13 protein-coding genes and 4 pseudogenes are annotated in these 16,410 nt (G+C 62.8%); 5 read left to right on the forward strand and 12 right to left on the reverse strand.

The features are described 5' to 3' along the window. Positions 1–32: 32 nt before the first annotated feature. Together ACTPOE_RS11410 and ACTPOE_RS11415 are read right to left on the reverse strand one after the other, a co-directional pair. On the reverse strand, positions 33–1,256 hold the full coding sequence (locus ACTPOE_RS11410; protein WP_458872293.1) for an ABC transporter substrate-binding protein: 1,224 nt from the start codon (positions 1,254–1,256) through the stop codon (positions 33–35). 54 nt (positions 1,257–1,310) lie between these two features. Next, positions 1,311–2,093, reverse strand: a complete 783-nt coding sequence (locus ACTPOE_RS11415) for an SDR family NAD(P)-dependent oxidoreductase (protein ID WP_458872294.1) — start codon at positions 2,091–2,093, stop codon at positions 1,311–1,313. 199 nt (positions 2,094–2,292) lie between these two features. On the opposite strand from ACTPOE_RS11415, the gene ACTPOE_RS11420 reads away from it, so the two are divergent. Beyond that, positions 2,293–3,000 carry a GntR family transcriptional regulator gene (locus ACTPOE_RS11420; RefSeq protein WP_458872295.1) on the forward strand — a complete coding sequence of 236 codons (708 nt, stop codon included), beginning with the start codon at positions 2,293–2,295 and terminating at the stop codon, positions 2,998–3,000. 303 nt (positions 3,001–3,303) lie between these two features. Here ACTPOE_RS11420 and ACTPOE_RS11425 read toward each other — a convergent pair whose 3' ends face one another. From ACTPOE_RS11425 to ACTPOE_RS11460, 8 genes and pseudogenes are all read right to left on the reverse strand, one after another. Beyond that, positions 3,304–3,633, reverse strand: coding sequence for a YegP family protein (locus tag ACTPOE_RS11425; protein ID WP_458872296.1), 330 nt, complete (start codon positions 3,631–3,633; stop codon positions 3,304–3,306). A 225-nt stretch (positions 3,634–3,858) separates the two neighbouring features. Continuing rightward, entirely contained in the window at positions 3,859–4,053 is a 195-nt protein-coding gene (locus tag ACTPOE_RS11430) for a YqaE/Pmp3 family membrane protein (protein WP_458872297.1), read from the reverse strand. Positions 4,054–4,142: 89 nt separating this feature from the next. Continuing rightward, the gene (locus tag ACTPOE_RS11435) at positions 4,143–5,105 is read right to left on the reverse strand and encodes a DUF4351 domain-containing protein (protein WP_458872298.1); all 963 of its coding nucleotides are present in this window, start codon (positions 5,103–5,105) and stop codon (positions 4,143–4,145) included. Between the two features lie 273 nt (positions 5,106–5,378). Next, on the reverse strand, positions 5,379–6,749 hold the full coding sequence (gene ltrA, locus ACTPOE_RS11440) for a group II intron reverse transcriptase/maturase (protein ID WP_458871249.1): 1,371 nt from the start codon (positions 6,747–6,749) through the stop codon (positions 5,379–5,381). A 466-nt stretch (positions 6,750–7,215) separates the two neighbouring features. Beyond that, the gene (locus ACTPOE_RS11445) at positions 7,216–7,668 is read right to left on the reverse strand and encodes an Hsp20/alpha crystallin family protein (RefSeq protein ID WP_458872299.1); all 453 of its coding nucleotides are present in this window, start codon (positions 7,666–7,668) and stop codon (positions 7,216–7,218) included. Further along, the gene (locus tag ACTPOE_RS11450) at positions 7,653–7,820 is read right to left on the reverse strand and encodes a hypothetical protein (RefSeq protein ID WP_458872300.1); all 168 of its coding nucleotides are present in this window, start codon (positions 7,818–7,820) and stop codon (positions 7,653–7,655) included. The genes ACTPOE_RS11445 and ACTPOE_RS11450 overlap by 16 nt, the downstream gene beginning before the upstream one ends. Before the next feature lie 65 nt (positions 7,821–7,885). Beyond that, positions 7,886–8,233 carry a two pore domain potassium channel family protein gene (locus tag ACTPOE_RS11455; RefSeq protein WP_458872301.1) on the reverse strand — a complete coding sequence of 116 codons (348 nt, stop codon included), beginning with the start codon at positions 8,231–8,233 and terminating at the stop codon, positions 7,886–7,888. Positions 8,234–8,388: 155 nt separating this feature from the next. Beyond that, positions 8,389–9,422: pseudogene (locus tag ACTPOE_RS11460) on the reverse strand (IS630 family transposase). Between the two features lie 195 nt (positions 9,423–9,617). Between ACTPOE_RS11460 and ACTPOE_RS11465 the strand changes: the two are divergent. Further along, a complete protein-coding gene (locus ACTPOE_RS11465) occupies positions 9,618–10,889 on the forward strand; it encodes an O-antigen ligase family protein (protein ID WP_458872302.1) in 1,272 nt (423 codons plus the stop codon). A gap of 6 nt (positions 10,890–10,895) precedes the next feature. On the opposite strand, the gene ACTPOE_RS11470 is transcribed toward ACTPOE_RS11465, so the two are convergent. Together ACTPOE_RS11470 and ACTPOE_RS11475 are read right to left on the reverse strand one after the other, a co-directional pair. Further along, entirely contained in the window at positions 10,896–12,716 is a 1,821-nt protein-coding gene (locus tag ACTPOE_RS11470) for a polysaccharide biosynthesis protein (protein ID WP_458872303.1), read from the reverse strand. 243 nt (positions 12,717–12,959) lie between these two features. Beyond that, positions 12,960–14,518, reverse strand: a pseudogene (locus ACTPOE_RS11475) (IS3 family transposase). Between the two features lie 32 nt (positions 14,519–14,550). Between ACTPOE_RS11475 and ACTPOE_RS11480 the strand changes: the two are divergent. The 3 genes and pseudogenes from ACTPOE_RS11480 to ACTPOE_RS11490 all read left to right on the forward strand — a co-directional run. Beyond that, positions 14,551–14,855, forward strand: a pseudogene (locus tag ACTPOE_RS11480) (helix-turn-helix domain-containing protein); the annotation flags it as partial. A 263-nt stretch (positions 14,856–15,118) separates the two neighbouring features. Next, entirely contained in the window at positions 15,119–16,042 is a 924-nt protein-coding gene (locus ACTPOE_RS11485; protein ID WP_458872304.1) for an integrase catalytic domain-containing protein, read from the forward strand. 112 nt (positions 16,043–16,154) lie between these two features. Then, positions 16,155–16,397, forward strand: a pseudogene (locus ACTPOE_RS11490) (IS5/IS1182 family transposase); the annotation flags it as partial. Between the last annotated feature and the right edge of the window lie 13 nt (positions 16,398–16,410).

Here is a 16,410-nt window from a genome sequence, read left to right on the forward strand (position 1 = left end):
ACGCCGAGGCGCTCCCCGACCGGGCGAAGGGCTCACTGCTTCGGCTTGTAGGTCCAGGCGCTCTTGAAGGAGCCCGAGATCAGGTCCTTGTGCTGGCCGTCGAACTTCAGGTAGATCGCCGACTTCTGCGCCGCGTGGTCGTCCGGCGTGAACTCGACCGGACTGGCCATCACGCCCGTGTCCAGCTTGAAATGCTGCAGGGCGGCCAGGACCTTTTCGCGCGTGGGCTCCGGACCCGCGTCCTTCAGCGCCTGCACCACCGTCATCGCGGGCGGCAGGCCATAGGGCATGTAACTCTGCGGGTGCCCCGGCTTGGCGGCCAGGTCCGGGTAGTATTCCTTGTACATGTCGTAGACCCACTTCATCTTCGGATCCGACGGCAGGCCCGCCACCACGTCCTGGATGTAGAAATTCTTCAGGGCCGCCGGGCCACCGACATTCTCGACCAGCTGGGTCAGGTCGGCCGTACCGGTGACCGCCAGCACGATGGGCTTGTTCCAGCCGAGCTCGTGCGCCTTCTTGATGAGTAGCGCCGCCGGGCGGGCGTAGGTCGTCAGCAGAAGCACGTCGGGATTGGCCGCGCGCACCTTCAGCATCGGCGCCGTGACGTCGTTGATGCCCGGATTGACCGACTGCACGCTCAGCGAGACGCCGTCATGCTGTTTGGCCTGGAATTCCGCAGTGGTGAGGTTCCAGCCGCCATAGGCGTCGTCGTGGTTGATGTAGCCGATCTTCCTGGCCTTCAGGTGCTGGACCGCGAACTCGACCATCGACCCGCCCACCGCGTACTGCGAGATCGAGAACGCGCCGTAGATGTATTTCGACGGCGGATACAGGGCCCCGTCGCCCGAGGCGTTCAGCATCAGGAAGGGGACCTTGGCGCGCTCGACGTATTCCTTGGCCGCGACCACCGCCGCCGAACACGAGCCGCCGTTGAGCAGGAACACGTGGTCCTGCTCGACCAGCTTCTTGACCGCCGCCACCAGGTCGTTGGCATTGCAGCGGGTGTCCTCGACGACCAGCTCGATCTTGCGGCCGTGGATGCCGCCTTCCTTGTTGACCTTGTCGTAGTACATTTTGGCCGCGTTCACCACGTCGAACCCGTAGGCCATGCCGCTGCCCGACAAGGGCGAGAACAGGCCGATCCGGATGGTGGAATCGGTGATGCCGGGCTCGGCCGCCCGGGCGGACATCCCCAGGCCCAGGCCCGCGACCGCCGCGCACAGGGCCGCTTTCTTGACGATGCTGAATTTCATGATGTCTCCTCGTGGATTGCTCGTTGACCTCCGCCCCGGCGGCGCCGGTCCGGCCTACTGCATGCGATAACCGCCATTGACGTCGATGACGCTGCCCGTGATGTAGCCCGACTGCGGCGAGGCCAGGAAACCGACCGCGTCCGCGACATCGTCGGGCGTGCCGATCCGCCCCAGCGGGATGGCCTCGGCCGCATCCCGCAAGGCGCCGCCGCTGCTCACCGTGCTGCGCAGCATGTCGGTGTCGATCAGCCCCGGCGACACGCTGTTGACCGTGATCCCCATGCGCGACACTTCGCGGGCCATGGCCTTGGTCAGGCCCAGCACGGCGGACTTGGCCGCGATGTAGGAAGCACTGGAGCGGTAGCCCCCCAGTTGCGCGGCCACCGAGCTGAACGTAATGAAACGGCCGTCCGGGACCGGCCGGCTCTCGCGATGGCGAATGTAGGCGCGCGCGCACAGGAAGACCCCGCGCGTGTTCACGGCGAAACTGCGTTCCCAGGTGTCCAGGGGTGTGGACTTGATCAGCGGACGCTGTCCATCGGGCTGGAACAGCAGCAGGCCGGCGGCGGACACCACGGCGGCGATGGGCCCCAGCCCGGCCTCGATCTCGTCGAAGGCCCGCTCGACCCGGGATTCGTCGCTGACGTCGAACGCACGCCACTGGTGCCCGCCCTCCAACCCCTGGACCGCCGCAGCCGCCCGATCCTCAGCCAGATCGCATGCCACGACCCGGTAGCCGTCGCCGGCCAGCCGGTGGCAAATCCGCGTCCCGATGCCCCCGCCCGCTCCCGTCACCAGAGCGATCCTGCGCTGTTCCGTATCTGAATATCCCGCCATGCCCGACCCTTCATGTATACATAGAGAATCGAATCCCGGAATCATTCCTATCAGTTCCAAGGAAAAATTACGGAAATTCTTGATCTAGATTTATTATGCATACATGAAAACCAGCCAGTTATCCGGGTTTCCCCCTAGACTCATGGATTATGGCCCTTTTGTTTCATCATTTTTTATGGTTCATGTATACAATAATCCGATGAATACCCTGGCTGAACACGTCACCGAGACCCTGCGCAACTGGATCCTGCAAGGCATCCTGGCTCCGGGGGAACGCCTCGAGGAAATCCCCCTGGCGGGGAAGCTCGGGGTCTCGCGCACCCCCATCCGCGCGGCGCTCGCCAACCTGGGCAACGAAGGGCTGCTGGAACACCAGCCCAAGCGCGGCTACGCGGTGCGCGTCTACCAGTACGAGGACATCATCGGCGCCTACGAAGTGCGCGCCGTGCTCGAGGGCCTGGCCTGCCGGCGCGCGGCCCACAAGGGCCTGTCCGGCCTGGACATCAGCCGGCTCAAGGCCTGCCTGGCCGAAGGCGATGCGATCCTGGCCAAGGGCGTACTGCTGCCCGAGGACCACCAGCCCTATCAGCGGATGAACATCACGCTGCACGAAACGCTGCTGAAAGCGGCGGAGAACTCCTGGGTCACACGTTTCGCCACCCAGGCGCAGACGGCGCCGTTCGCGTCGGACCGGATCATGCTATGGGACGACCATGGGGTGATCCTGAGGTCCCACAACGACCACCACCGCATCGTCGCCGCCGTCATCGAGCGCGACGGCGCGCGCGCCGAACAGCTGATGCGCGAGCACGTGTACTACGCGGGACTTCTATTGCGGGACAATTACGAACGGCTGAGCGGAAAGGCCGTGCCGCCGGTGCACGGACCGGACGGCAGGCAGGCATGATTCAATGGGCCGGCGGCACGGATCGCCGGCGGCCCCGCGGCAGCCCGGCAAAAAATGCCCCCACGCCGCGCCTTCGGCTTGCTGCCCCCCGAGGGGGCGCTTTTTGTCTTGGGACGGCCCGGCGGCAAAAAATGCCCCCACGCCGCGCCTTCGGCTTGCTGCCCCCCGAGGGGGCGCTTTTTGTCTTGGGGCGGCCCGGCGGCAAAAAATGCCCCCACGCTGCGCCTTCGGCTTGCTGCCCCCCGAGGGGGCGCTTTTTGTCTTGGGGCGGCCCGGCGGCAAAAAACGGCCGGGGGACATCCTTCAGGTTTCGTCCTTCACCACGCCGGCCGGGCCGTTGGCCTTGACCGAATCGATGCCCTTGTCGCGGGCGGCGGCGGTCGTGTACATCTCGCTGCTGCCGATGATTTCGCCATTGGCGGCGGCCAGATTGAAATAGAAGGAGCCATCCTTGGCCGTCAGGCGGTTGTAGCGGGCATCGGCGGCGGCGTTCTTGCGCACCGATTCGATGCCCTGCTGGGCGGATGCCTTGGAGGCGTACCGCTGGCTGGTCAGGATCACCTGGTGGTTGCCGGACCTGAGGTTGAACATGAATTGTTCGCCGCTGCGCTTGAGGATGTAATCGCCGCTCATGGATTCGTCTCCGGTTCTTGAGATCCTGATCTTCCGGGCGCGGCGCTGACCGCGCCCGCCCTTGCCCGGACACTATATCGCAAGCGGTCCCGGCCACGCTTTCCCGGCTGGGGTTTTATCAAAATTTGACACTTCAAGCAGGTAAGCTCGGCACCACCACGCACCCTGCCAGAGCGAAATCATCGGATGGAGCAATGCCGCCGAAAACCAGCAGCCCGCTGGAAATCAGGCACGGCCGCCCATCGCCTTTTCGATCTTCTTGTCGGTGTTGTACTGGCTGAGCGCATAGACCGCCCAGATCGCCGCCGGGATCCAGCCGATCAGCGTGATCTGCAGGATCAGGCAAATGATCCCCGCGATGGGGCGGCCGATGGTGAAGAACGCCAGCCAGGGCAGAAGCAGAGCAATGATGAGGCGCATATCGCACGTCCAATGGTTGAGTAATGGAGCGGATATTCTACCGGGAGACGCGACGGACGAAGCTTCGCGCGCCAGACGCCCCGACGGGTTCAGTCCCCGAAGACCTCGTTCAGAGTCGCCGCATCCACGAAATTCAGCGACCAGGCCTCCAGATCCGCCAACCGGGCGGATTGGATGCGCTGGGCGGTGCTGGCATCCACGGCACCGAAACGGCGGTGGATCAGGCGCAGCAACAGGTCGGCTTGGCCTTTCTCCATGCCTTTTTCCATGCCTTTTTCCAGTCCCCGCTTCATGCCCAGGCGTTCCGCGATCGTGACATAGCTCATCTTATGCTCCTGTTCCAGGTGTCCCACAGCCGCCAGATAGACCGGCTCCAGGTCTTCGGGCAGGCGCAGCATCCATTCGATCAGCCGCAGCAACGGCTGGATCCGGTCCCGATCATAGCCGTACCCATACAGCATCCGCACCAAGGACACGGCGGGCTCCACCCGCCGCGACCAATCCCGATATTGCAGGGCCCGTAACTGCGCCATGATCACCACGGCGAATGGATTGGTTCGGGCCAGCGATTCCAGTTCGTCCCAACAGCGCAGCCATCGAGCCAAGTGTACGACAGGAAAGGAAAACCTCACACCCTGGCCGAGGAATTCGCACCGGTATTCCAGGTAATCGGGACCTGAGCGGCTGGCCACCAGGATGCACAGGCTGAAGAGCGCGGGCGAAGCCTGCCCGGCCCGAGAACTGAGCCCTTCATGCCGGTCTCCGATGCGCATGCGGTAGCGATACATGCGGTGTGTGATCCGGGAGATCGCCCGGGGGCCAACATCACCGCCCTGCACTTCGACGTGAACCAGAATCCAGGCGTCCGCACCATTCCGGTGACGCACCTGGACCAGTTTGTCGGCATGCAGCCGCCCCTCGCCGTGAAAGCCGTCGGGAATCCCGATAGTCTGCAACTCCTTGTCCAGGAACCGCGGGGCGGCCGACCAGTCGATGATCGCGTACAAATCGGGGGCCAACAGCTCGATGGCTTGCTGGAAGAAGATTTCCAAGGCCTCCTTCCATGGGCTGTCGTGGTCATCGGAGGGTGCGACGGACGGTGGAGCATTCCGGGCGGGCATGAGGCGCTTCCTGAGTTGGAAGCCTCATTCTGGGCAAGACCCACATGCCCCCGCCAGACTGGGAAATACGAACGGATGCAAAGGTCGCGGTGGCACCCTCAGACAACTCTCCCAGAATCGGCATAGGGGGCAGTTCTTATGAGCTGCGCCCCTGCCACACCACCCGGCATGCGGGTCCGCACCGGGCGGTTCGAGAAGTTGAGGTCAGGAGAGCCGAGGTAATCCGAGGCGATCAAACCAGGCTAGGTCGAGCACGCTATTGAGCAGTTTTCCACTGTTACGCCACCAGCGACGGTTGTTAGCCGCCACACGCTGGGCAACCGCGACTGAAGCACCCAGCGCGCGCAGCGCCCGGAACATGGTCTTGCCACGTTTCCACTGCTTAAGTTGGATAGCCCGCAGCCGATGCCGCATCCATTCATCCAGCGTTCGCCAGATTCCCGGAGTCTGCGCCAACCGGAAGTAACCCCTCCATCCCAGCAGATAGACCCGTAGCCGATCAACCACCTGCTGCATGCTGCGCCCACCTGAGCGGAGCGTCAGTTGCCGCACACGTTGCTTGAACGTGGCCAGCGCCTTGGTCGCCATCCGGCGCTTGATGACGCCTTTCGGTGCCACCCAGAAGCTGTAGCCCAGGAATTTACGATCAGCAAAGACGCTCGTCACCGCGCTTTTGGCCTCATTGACCTTCAGGCGCAGCTTGGCGTACAGCCGTCGCAATAGACCCATTACCCGCTCGCCCGCCCGACGACTGCCAACATAGACGTTACAGTCATCGGCGTAGCGCACGAAGCAATGCCCCCGGCACTCCAGCTCACGATCCACCTCATCGAGCAAGACGTTGGCCAGCAACGGCGAGAGCGGCCCGCCTTGCGGCGTGCCCTCATACCGTTCGATGACCACACCACCCTCCATGATGCCGCTGTTCAGATACGCACGGATCAGCCGGATGACTCCAGCTTCCGGGATACGTTTCCGTAAGCGGTCAATCAGGATGTCGTGGTTGACCCGGTCAAAGAACTTCTCCAGATCCACGTCCACCACAATACGACGACCGGACTGCACATACGACTGAGCGGCAAGTACCGCATCATGCGCACGCCGCCCCGGCCTGAAGCCGTAGCTGTGTTCGCTGAAGGTGGGGTCAAGCAAGGGTTGCAGCACTTGCAGCAGTGCCTGCTGGATCAGTCGATCCGTCACCGTCGGGATGCCCAGCTCGCGCTGGCCGCCGTCGGGCTTCGGGATCATCACCCGCCGCACCGGACTGGGCCGGTACGTTCCCGCCAGCAGCGCTTCACGGATGGCAGGCCAGGCTGCCACCAGGTGGCCGGCGGTCTGGTCAATGTCCAGGCCATCCACTCCAGCGGCGCCTTTATTGGCCCGCACCCGCTTGAATGCCGCTTGCAGGTTCTCCCTCGTCAACGCCGCCACCAGCAGCGTTGACCCTGTATCCTCATTGCCATGTCGCGGGCATCCTGTTTCCTCGCTGGCTGAATCACCTGCGGCTTCACCGCAGGCTACGCCCGCCCGCTCCACCGACGTGGACATCTGAGGCAATACAAGCTGCATCGACATGTCGAGCAATACTCCTTCTCGTTTGGTCCTTCGCCGCCTCGCTCTCAGCCTCACCGGCCCCGCTACCACGACTACTACGACCGCTGCTGAGACCTCGCTCCGGCTCGACGCCGTTACCCTTTCAGGATCAAGGCGAGGCGTCCCCAGATAAGAGCGCACTCCTTCATCGCACAACCGCCGCATCTACGCCGCTTCGCCTTGGTCACGAGAGCTTTGCGGTTTGTGGCCCGCTCGCCCTGCTCGGCAGCGCCTTCTATGCAGTTCTTGTTCATCGGCTCACGATTTACGCTTCACGCTTCCTCCCCACGCTCGGTCACCCTCGCGCAGTTGCGCTTCACTTCGCTCGTTGTGACCAACTCGCGGCGGGACTCGCACCCGCAGGAGTACGCCCATGCTGGGCGTACCGCAAAAAAGGCGGAACGGCTTGAAAGCCGCTCCGCCTCTGTTCCGAAGGGCCAACGCCCGCCTACTGGATGTCCAGCTGCCGGGCGCCCTGGCTGCTCTCCTTCTTGGGCAGCGTCAATTCCAGCACGCCGTCCGCGCAGCGGGCGGACGCCCCGGCCGCGTCGATGTCGTGGCCCAGGCTGAAACGGCGCATCTGCACGCCGTGATAGCGTTCGCGACGCAGCACCGTCTCGCCTTCCTTCTCCACATCTTCCCGGGTCTTTTCCACCCGGATCGACACCACATTGCCCTCGATCGAGACCTTGATGTCTTCCTTGCGAGCGCCGGGGACCTCGGCCTTGACGGCATAGGCCTGTTCCGTCTCGGTCACGTCGACGTTCAGGCGCGGCTCGTCGCCGCGGCCGGACAGTGCCGAAGTCAGCGGGAAACGATTGAAGAAGTCGTCGATACCCCGCAGGCTCTCGAAACCCGCCAGATCCCCGAACGGATTGAAACGTGTCAGATGATTTGCCATGTCGAACCTCCCAATGCGGTCAACCATAAGAAAAGGCGCGGACGGCGCACATGGACATACACCACCCCGCCCATGCTTTCAATATGGGTTTTCTCGTACTGGAATTCAAGCGGCCCGGGCGTGGAAAGTGAAGCGTCATTGACGGCGGTCAACCGACCAGTCCGGTGCCCTCACTTCTGTCCAATGCCCTCACTTCTTCAAATCCGCCATGGCGGCCTCAATCGTCCGCCTCGTCCAAATGAAACTTGTGCATGATGCGATGAGCGATCGGCGCCAGCACGACGCCCAGGGTCGCCATCACCACCAGGCCGACGAAGAAACCGTAGACGGCGAAAAAGATCTTGCCGCCCGACGACTCCGGCATTGCATAGGTGCCGATGCCGCCGATGACGAACGCCGCGTTCATCAGCGCATCGTGCCAATCATGGCCGCCAATGAACCTGTGGCCGAGCGCCCCTATCAGCAAGGTTGCGGCGACGAGCAGCAAGGCATAGCCAATATGCCAGGCCAGGCGGCGGCGGAAATGCGCGGGAAGGAGCAAGGGCTCGTTGCGGGATTCGTACATGGGAAGCGCCCCTTTTTATTGATCGTGGACACGCCAACGCCAGGATGCCTCGCAAGCCCGAGGACTGCCTGAATTGAATCAGTGACAGTCTACCCAATTCAACGAATAAGTCACGGGGCCGGCCTTCTCCCTATTGATCCGACCCTCAAACAGTTTTACGCAGCGTATTTGACGTGGAAGTCTTGGAAGTAGGCTTTGACACGTGCCGGCTCGCTGGCGACGGCTTGCATGTGCTCTTCTGCAGCGGCGCGTAGTTTGGCCTTCGTGCGTATCGGAACCTTGCGCCCGATGACGTGTTTGAGATCGGCATTCAAGCGTTCTTTGGGATTGAGTTCGGGGCTGTAACTGGGCAGATAGAACACTTCCATCTGATCGGAGTGTGCGGCCAACCACGCCTTCACCGGCTTGCAGTGATGCACGCCCAGGTTGTCCAGGATCAGAAACACCTTGCGCCCGGCATCCTGGACCAGCGACTCGAAGAACTCGATCAACTTTTCGTGATTGAACGCGCCATCAATGATCATCCAGCGTGCCTTGCCCTGGTTGGTGACGCTGGCGATCATCGACAGCTTCTGCCGCGTCCCGCCAATGGCCATCGCCACCGGAGTCTTGCCCTTGGGCGCATAGCTGCGACCGCGCACGTCGGTGTTCACCAGCGCCGTCTCGTCACCCCAGTGGACCTCGCCGCCCTCGGCCTTGGCACGTTCGGCGATGGCCGGATACGTGTCCTCCAACCAGGTTTGCACCGCGGCGGGCGATTGCTCGTAAGCACGCTTGATCGGCTTCTGCGGGGTGAAGCCCCAGCGGGCCAGATACTTGCCCACCGAGCGCACATGCAGCGTCACACCACACTCGCGCTCGATCAGCTGCATAACCGCCGCACGGCTCCGTCCTTCGGCTTGCGCTTGAGCGTGTAGTCGAGCACGCGGGCCTCCAAGCGCGGCAAGTTGCGGCGCGGCGCACGTCCCGAGTGCCGACCGTACAAACCCGCCAGCCGCTCTTCGCTAAAGCGCGCTCTCCACGTCGCAATGAAGCGCGAATCGCAGCCCAGCGTATTCATGATCGCGTCCCGCGACATCCCGTCATCGAGCAGAAGCATCAGCTTCGCGCGTCGCACCTGCGCCACTGGCGCCGCGCGCTTGCGCTGCAAGCTGGTCAGTTCATCCCGTTCGGCCTTGCTCAGGTTCATTTTTCCCATACATCCTATATGGGGTGCGATCTAATTGTTTCAATGGGCTAGCATGCACCATCTATGCGCCTCCAAAGCATCCACAGCTAGCCCGACAGCAACACCATTCCACATTACAATTCGAGGCTCCCTTCATATCCAGCATTTCCCTCAATGCGCCCGATCCCAACTACGCCTGCTTGGCTCTCAACCTGGATGTCAGCCAGCGCCGCGCTATTTCTTCTGCTGACGCTGTCGACGCCGTCAGGGTATTCCTTGGGTGGTGGCTTACTGTTGCTGGGCGGGCTGGCGGCATGGTGGGCAGGTCGACGCACCACGTCACAAACTCCGCACACACTGCAACCGAGTAGCCAGGAGCACATCGCCGCCCCCTGGACAACTGAAGATCGCACGCTGTGCGCCTTATTGTTGGCCGTGTTCGCCATCAACGCGCTGGCTGTGCTGTGGCATGGAGATTCGGGAAAATATCTGGATCAAGGCATCCGCTACCTGCTGGCTATCCCCATCTTAGTTGGGTTGCGGCGCGTCCAGTTACGGCTGGATTGGCTGGCGATAGGATTGGCACTGGGCTTGTTTGCCACAGCGGGGGTTGCTGCGTGGCAGACCCTCGGACAAGGCATCGAACGTGCAACTGGTTTTGTCACCAGCGCCATTCCATTTTCTGATATAGCGCTGACCCTGGCATTCTGGAGTCTGATGGGAACAGCCTTGGCAGCGATACAGCGATGTTGGGGCTGGGCAGCCTTGCTGCTGGCGGGCGCTCTGGCGGGCACGTATGCCATGATCGCTGCCGTCACACGTGGCAGTCTGATCGCACTACCGATCCTGCTGATTTTGGCAGGCATGACCCTACTACACCGCGCACATCTACGCCTTTTGTTGGTGGGCATCGCCATCCTGACCGCAGCCGTGGCTCTCATGCTGGCGACCTTGCCAATTGGCCAGATCACCGAAGGCCGCTACACGGCCGCCCTGGCTGAGTGGCACGCCTACAACCAACAGCACAAAGCCTCGAGCAGTGTCGGCGCCCGCCTGGAAGCCTGGAAAGCCGCACTGATCAGCATCCCTGACCGGCCCGTGCTAGGCTGGGGACAAGCGCAGTACGATACACATCTGCAGGATCTAATCGCAGCCGGGCGCATCGCGCCTTTCACCAACACGCTGGCCAATACACACAATCAATTCTTGGAAGTCTGGCTGCATCAAGGTATTCTAGGGCTGTCGGCTCTGCAGGCACTGCTAATCACCAGTTTCTGGTTTTTCTGCCGCCGCCTGCGCTCGCCCATCCTGATCGTGCGGGTACTGGCCTGCTGCGGGGCCGCGCTACCCGCCGCATTCTCCGCCTACGGTCTGACCCAGGCTATTCTGGGCCGCAACAATGGCGTAATGTTTTTTCTGGTGTCCCTGACCGTGCTCTGGGCAGCAATGCGACAGGCGGAAACGACTGCACGTCTCGGACAACCCTGAACACGATTACATCTTCGGCTCATACTCCGGCACCCATCGCTTCAACTCTGCCCGGACATCGGCATCCTCTTGCGGCTCCCGCGCCAGCCACGCCAGCACACCCTCATAAAGCCCATCCGGCACCGCGCGTGAACGTGCGATGCGCAGCTTTTCGTGCGGAGTCGGCAGGGTTTCCTCCGCATCGGCCAGCAGTTCCTCGTACAGCTTTTCCCCGGGGCGCAGTCCGGTGAATTCGATACGGATCTCGTCTTCGGTGAAACCCGACAGGCGGATCATGTTGCGCGCCAGATCGACGATCTTGACGGGCGCCCCCATGTCCAGGACGAAGATCTCGCCACCCTGCCCCATCGCGGCGGCCTGAAGCACCAGTTGCGCCGCTTCGGGAATGGACATGAAATAGCGATTGATCTCCGGGTGCGTCACAGTCACCGGTCCGCCATGCGCGATCTGGGCCTGGAACTTGGGGATCACGCTGCCCGTGCTGCCCAGCACATTGCCGAAGCGCACGATATGGAAGCGCGTCGTGCCCGGGCCGTTCTGCAGCACCTCGCAGGCCATTTCGGCGACGCGCTTGGTCGCCCCCATCACATTGGTGGGGTTCACGGCCTTGTCGGTGGAAATCAGCACGAAGCGCTCCGCCCCCGCGTCCCGCGCGGCACGCGCCACGACCAGCGTACCGGCCACGTTGTTGCGCACGGCCTGCCAGGCGTTGCCGACCTCCATCAGCGGCACGTGCTTGTAGGCCGCCGCGTGGAACACCACCTGGGGGCGGTGTTCCGCAAAGACCTGGGCCATCCGGGATTCGTCCTTCACATCACCCGCCAAGCACACGACGGACACTTCCGGCCAATGCTCGCCGAACCACTGCTCGATCATGTACAAGGCGAATTCGCTGGATTCCAGCAGGACGATACAGGCCGGTTCGAAGCGGGCCAACTGACGGCACAATTCACTGCCGATCGATCCGCCGGCGCCCGTCACCAGGATGCGCTTGCCGGTCAGCATGGCCCGCACGTTGTCGTTGTCGATGCGCACCGATTCCCGGCCCAGCAGGTCTTCGATCTTCACCGGCCGCATCATGTTGATGGCGACGCGGCCGCTCATCAGTTCAGCCAGGCCGGGGATCGTGAACAGGGCCGCCCCCGCCTGCGTCGCCAACCTCGTCACCGCCTGCAGAGCCTCGGCCGACGCCGAAGGCATGGCCAGGATCACATGCCGCGCCCCATGACGCTGCAGGATTTCAGGAAGATCCCTGGTCGCGCCTTCTACCCGGCAACCGCTCAATTCCAGGCCTCGCTTGTGCCGATCATCGTCCACCAGCGCCACGACCTGCCAATCCGAGCTGCGGGCCAGTTCCCGCAGCAGCATCGCGCCAGCAGTTCCCGCGCCGACTACCACAACCGGCTTGCGCTCGGCATCCGATACAGGCGCCAGCCGAGCTTCCTTCCACAAGCGCCACGCGATCCGTCCACCGCCCATGATCATGAGTAGCAGCAAGGGGTAAAGCAGGACAATCGAGCGCGGAATCAACAGCCAGGTGCCACCAAACGCGGCCAGGGCCAGCACGGCGATCATCGACACCGATACCGCTCGGATCAAGCGCCGCAGATCCGGCAGGCTGGCAAAGCTCCACATCCCACGATACAGCCCCGCCCAGCGGCACGCTGCCAATTGTGCCGCCATCAGGATCAAAGCGCAGTAAAAAATCTCCCGCTGAAACGCTCGCGGCCATTCCAGGTTGAAGCGCAGCAGAAACGCCCCAACCCAAGCAGCCAGTACCGCAGCTAGGTCAAAGGCAAAGACTAGAAACGATCGGACATTGATCATGCGGCGGTTTTTTCAATAGGGAGCAAAACACAAGAACAGCGGAAGCGAGTCAACACGTCACAGCCTAGATGATTGACTTGGCGGCGAGACATTGTAAGCCTTCAGGACGCCCTTCAAGCTCCTCCAGATCTGAATCCTAGCCCATTGAAACAATGAGATCACACCCCATATAGGATGCATGGGAAAAATGAACCTGAGCAAGGCCGGTGATTGTCAACCTATCTGTCGCATTTTCTGAGTGACTCAAGCCGCCCGCTTGAGGTCTGAATTTCGCTTGGCACAGGACGCGTGACCCTTCTGCGGGTTGAGGAAGACCTCGTCGACTCTTGTCCAGTTGCGGGTCCTGCCGCTCCAGCGCTCCGGGTGCTTTTCGCGGGCCGCCCGATAGAGGGCATGGCGCCGTTCGAGCAGGCCGCGATCGCGCCCACAGTGACGCTGCTCAGGCGTCACGAAGCCGATAGCGCTGTGCCGGTGCTCGGTGTTGTACCAGCGCACGAACTCACCGACCCAGGCCCGGGCAGCCAGCAGACCGGTGAAGGGCTTGCGAGGGTAGCGGGGGCGGTACTTCAGAGTCCTGAACAAGGACTCTGAGTACGGGTTGTCATTGCTCACCGCTGGCCTGCTGAACGATGGCGCCACACCCAGCTCCCGTAGTGTCGCCAGCATGGTGGCGCCCTTCATCGGGGAGCCATTGTCGCTGTGTAACACCACCTGCCCTGGGAGGATGCCCTCGCGGCGGCAGATATCGCGCATCAGCTCACTGGCACGGGCGCTGTCCTCGGTGTCATAGACCTGCCAGCCCACGATGTGACGGCTGAACAGGTCAAGAAACAGGTACAGGTAGTAGTACTGGCCCCGCACGGTGGCGGGCAGATAGGTGATGTCCCAGCTGAAGAGCTGCCCTGGCGCAGTAGCCGTCAGCGCCCGAGGCCGATGCACCGGGCCAGGCGTGCGATCAGGCGTGCGATGCACCAGTTGCCCGGCGGTACGCATCAGCCTGTAGATCGTCGATTCACTGGCCAGATAGACCCCCGTATCCGCCAGGCGTGGCACGATCTGAGAAGCGGGCAGGTGGCCGTACTCGCTGCTGTTGACCACCCGCAGGATGCGATCACGCTCGGCATCGCTCAGGCGGTTGCAGGGCCGCTGTACCCGCGTGGGGCGCCCATCGCCTTGCTCCGGGGCCCGCCGCCAACGTTGCAGTGTGCGTGCGCTCAGATTGATTGCTTCACAGGCGCGTGCCTGTCGAGCACCAGCCGTGACCGCCTCAGTAATCAATGCCATGATCTGTCGGCGCTGTGTCAGTGAGGTCATTTGTCCTCGTCCTCCCACAGCGCCTGGTATTTTTTTTGCAGTACCAGCAGGGCTGCCGCCTCCGATAACGCCTTGTCCTTGCGGGCCAAATCACGGCGCACGCCAACCAGTTCCTCTTTGAGCCGACGCAGCTCCTGGATATCGGCTGCGGGCTTGTTCCCCGACTGTTCGAGCTCATGCTTCCAGGCCGTGAGCTGATGGGCGAAGATGCCCCGTTCCCGGCACCAGGCGTTGCGCGCCTCTTCGGCCAGAGAATGGGTCTCAAGCAGGGCCTGCAGCCGCTGTGCGGATGTCCACCGACTGGCGGGGGCCTCTTCTGAGGATTGCCTGCGCAAATGAGCCATCTTCGGATTGCGAATCCAGTTCTTCAGCGTATGGACCGACATGTTCAACTCCTGGGCCATGTCAGCCACCGTGCGCGTGCCGCGCTGCAGGGTCTTGCGGATCGCCTCCTCTTTGAAGGCCGTGCTGTAGGTCGTCAAATTCATCTAATCGTTCCAAATCCGATGCGACAACTAGTCTGACACAGGGGGAGGCCGAACGGGATGAACTGACCAGCTTGCAGCGCAAGCGTGCGGCGCCAGTGGCGCAGGTGCGACGCGCGAAGCTGATTCTTCTGCTCGATGACGGGATGTCGCGGGATGCGATCATGAATACGTTGGGCTGCGATTCGCGCTTCATTGCGACGTGGAGAGCGCGCTTTAGCGAAGAGCGGCTTGCGGGTTTGTACGGTCGGCACTCGGGACGTGCGCCGCGCCGCAACTTGCCGGCTTAGAGGCCCGCGTGCTCGACTACACGCCCAAGCGCAAGCCGAAGGACGGAGCTTTGGCCGCGGATCGTCGATCATCGAGAGATGATCTTGACCTTACACGACGAACGGCTCACCAGCCTGGAAAGCCTGGAACAATTCCTGGCCGGCACCGCTGGCCTGGAGCCACAGGTCGCCGCTGGCACCGAAGCGCAGCGCCAGGCGCACGTCCTGTCGGTGCTGCAGCGCTTAGATACCCCTCGCTCACTCGCGTCCAGAAGGGACTGGTCATCCGCTACCTGCTCGCGACCAGTGCTACTCACGCCAGCACCTGAGCCGATTGATCGCCCGATTCCGCGATCACGCCCCGCTTGGGCAGCGCCACGCGCCCGCGCACAGCTTTACGCGCCGCTACACCGAGGGGGACATCACCGCGCTGGCCAGGCTCGATGCCCTGCACGAGAACCTGAGCGGGGCGGCCACCCGCCACCTGTGCCAACGCGCCTGGCTGGTCTACGGCGACGCGCGCTATGAGCGCCTGGCCACGATCTCCGTCTCCCACCTGTACAACCTACGCCACCAGGCGCGCTACCGGCAGACGCGCGGCCACTGGGAGCCGACCCGACCCAGCCGAGCCGTCTCCATCGCGATCAGGAAGGCCCCCGAGCCCGCAGGCCGCGCAGGCTTCATTCGCATCGACAGCGTGCACCAGGGCGACTACGACGGCATCAAGGGCGTGTACTACATCGACGCCGTGGATTGCATCACCCAGTGGCAGGTCGTCGCCTGTTGCGAACGCATCTCCGAGGCGTTCCTGCTGCCCGTGCTCGAACAGATGCTCGCCTGCTTCCCGTTTCGCATCCGCGGGGTTCATGCCGATAACGGCGGCGAATACATCAACCACCGCGTGGCCGCCCTGCTCGACAAGCTGAACGCCGAGTTCACCAAGTCCAGGCCCCGCCACACCAACGACAATGCCCTGGTCGAGGCCAAGAACGGCGTGGTCATCCGGCGCACCTTCGGCTACGCCCACATCCCGCAAAAGCACGCCCGGCCCATCAACGCGTTCTGTGAGCAGCACCTCGTGCCCTACCTGAACATGCACCGCCCTTGCCTGTTCCCCGAACAGACGATCGATGCCAAAGGCAAGATCCGCACCACCTACCCTCAAGCGCTCGTGCGAACCCCGCTGGAGAAGCTGCACAGTCTGCCGGCGCCTGCCCGTGGGCTCAAGCCCGGTATCACCCTACAGAGTCGGTCCTGAACAATCCAGATCGCAAGCATTCATGCGGGTTTCAGGGCAATCTCCGTGGTCTTGAATTGCAGGATTTGAGATAATGCAGGCTCGTTTTCCTGCAAATTTATCCGGATTGACGATGGGTCCCAAGCCGATGACTCCTGCGTCTGGCGAATTGTTCCGCCCAACGCTGCGTGAACAGATCAACCTGAAGCATCCGCTGGTTCGCCTGGCCGATCTGATCGATTGGGATCGCATCGAGGCGGTCTGCACCACGCGCTTTGTCTCCAAGCGTGGCAGGCCCGCTACAGCGCCGCGCCTGATCGCCGGTCTGCTGTACTTGCAGCATGCCTTCGGCCTGTCCGACGAAGACGTGGTGTGGGGCCCCCCTGTGT

Source organism: Castellaniella sp. WN (assembly GCF_054457555.1).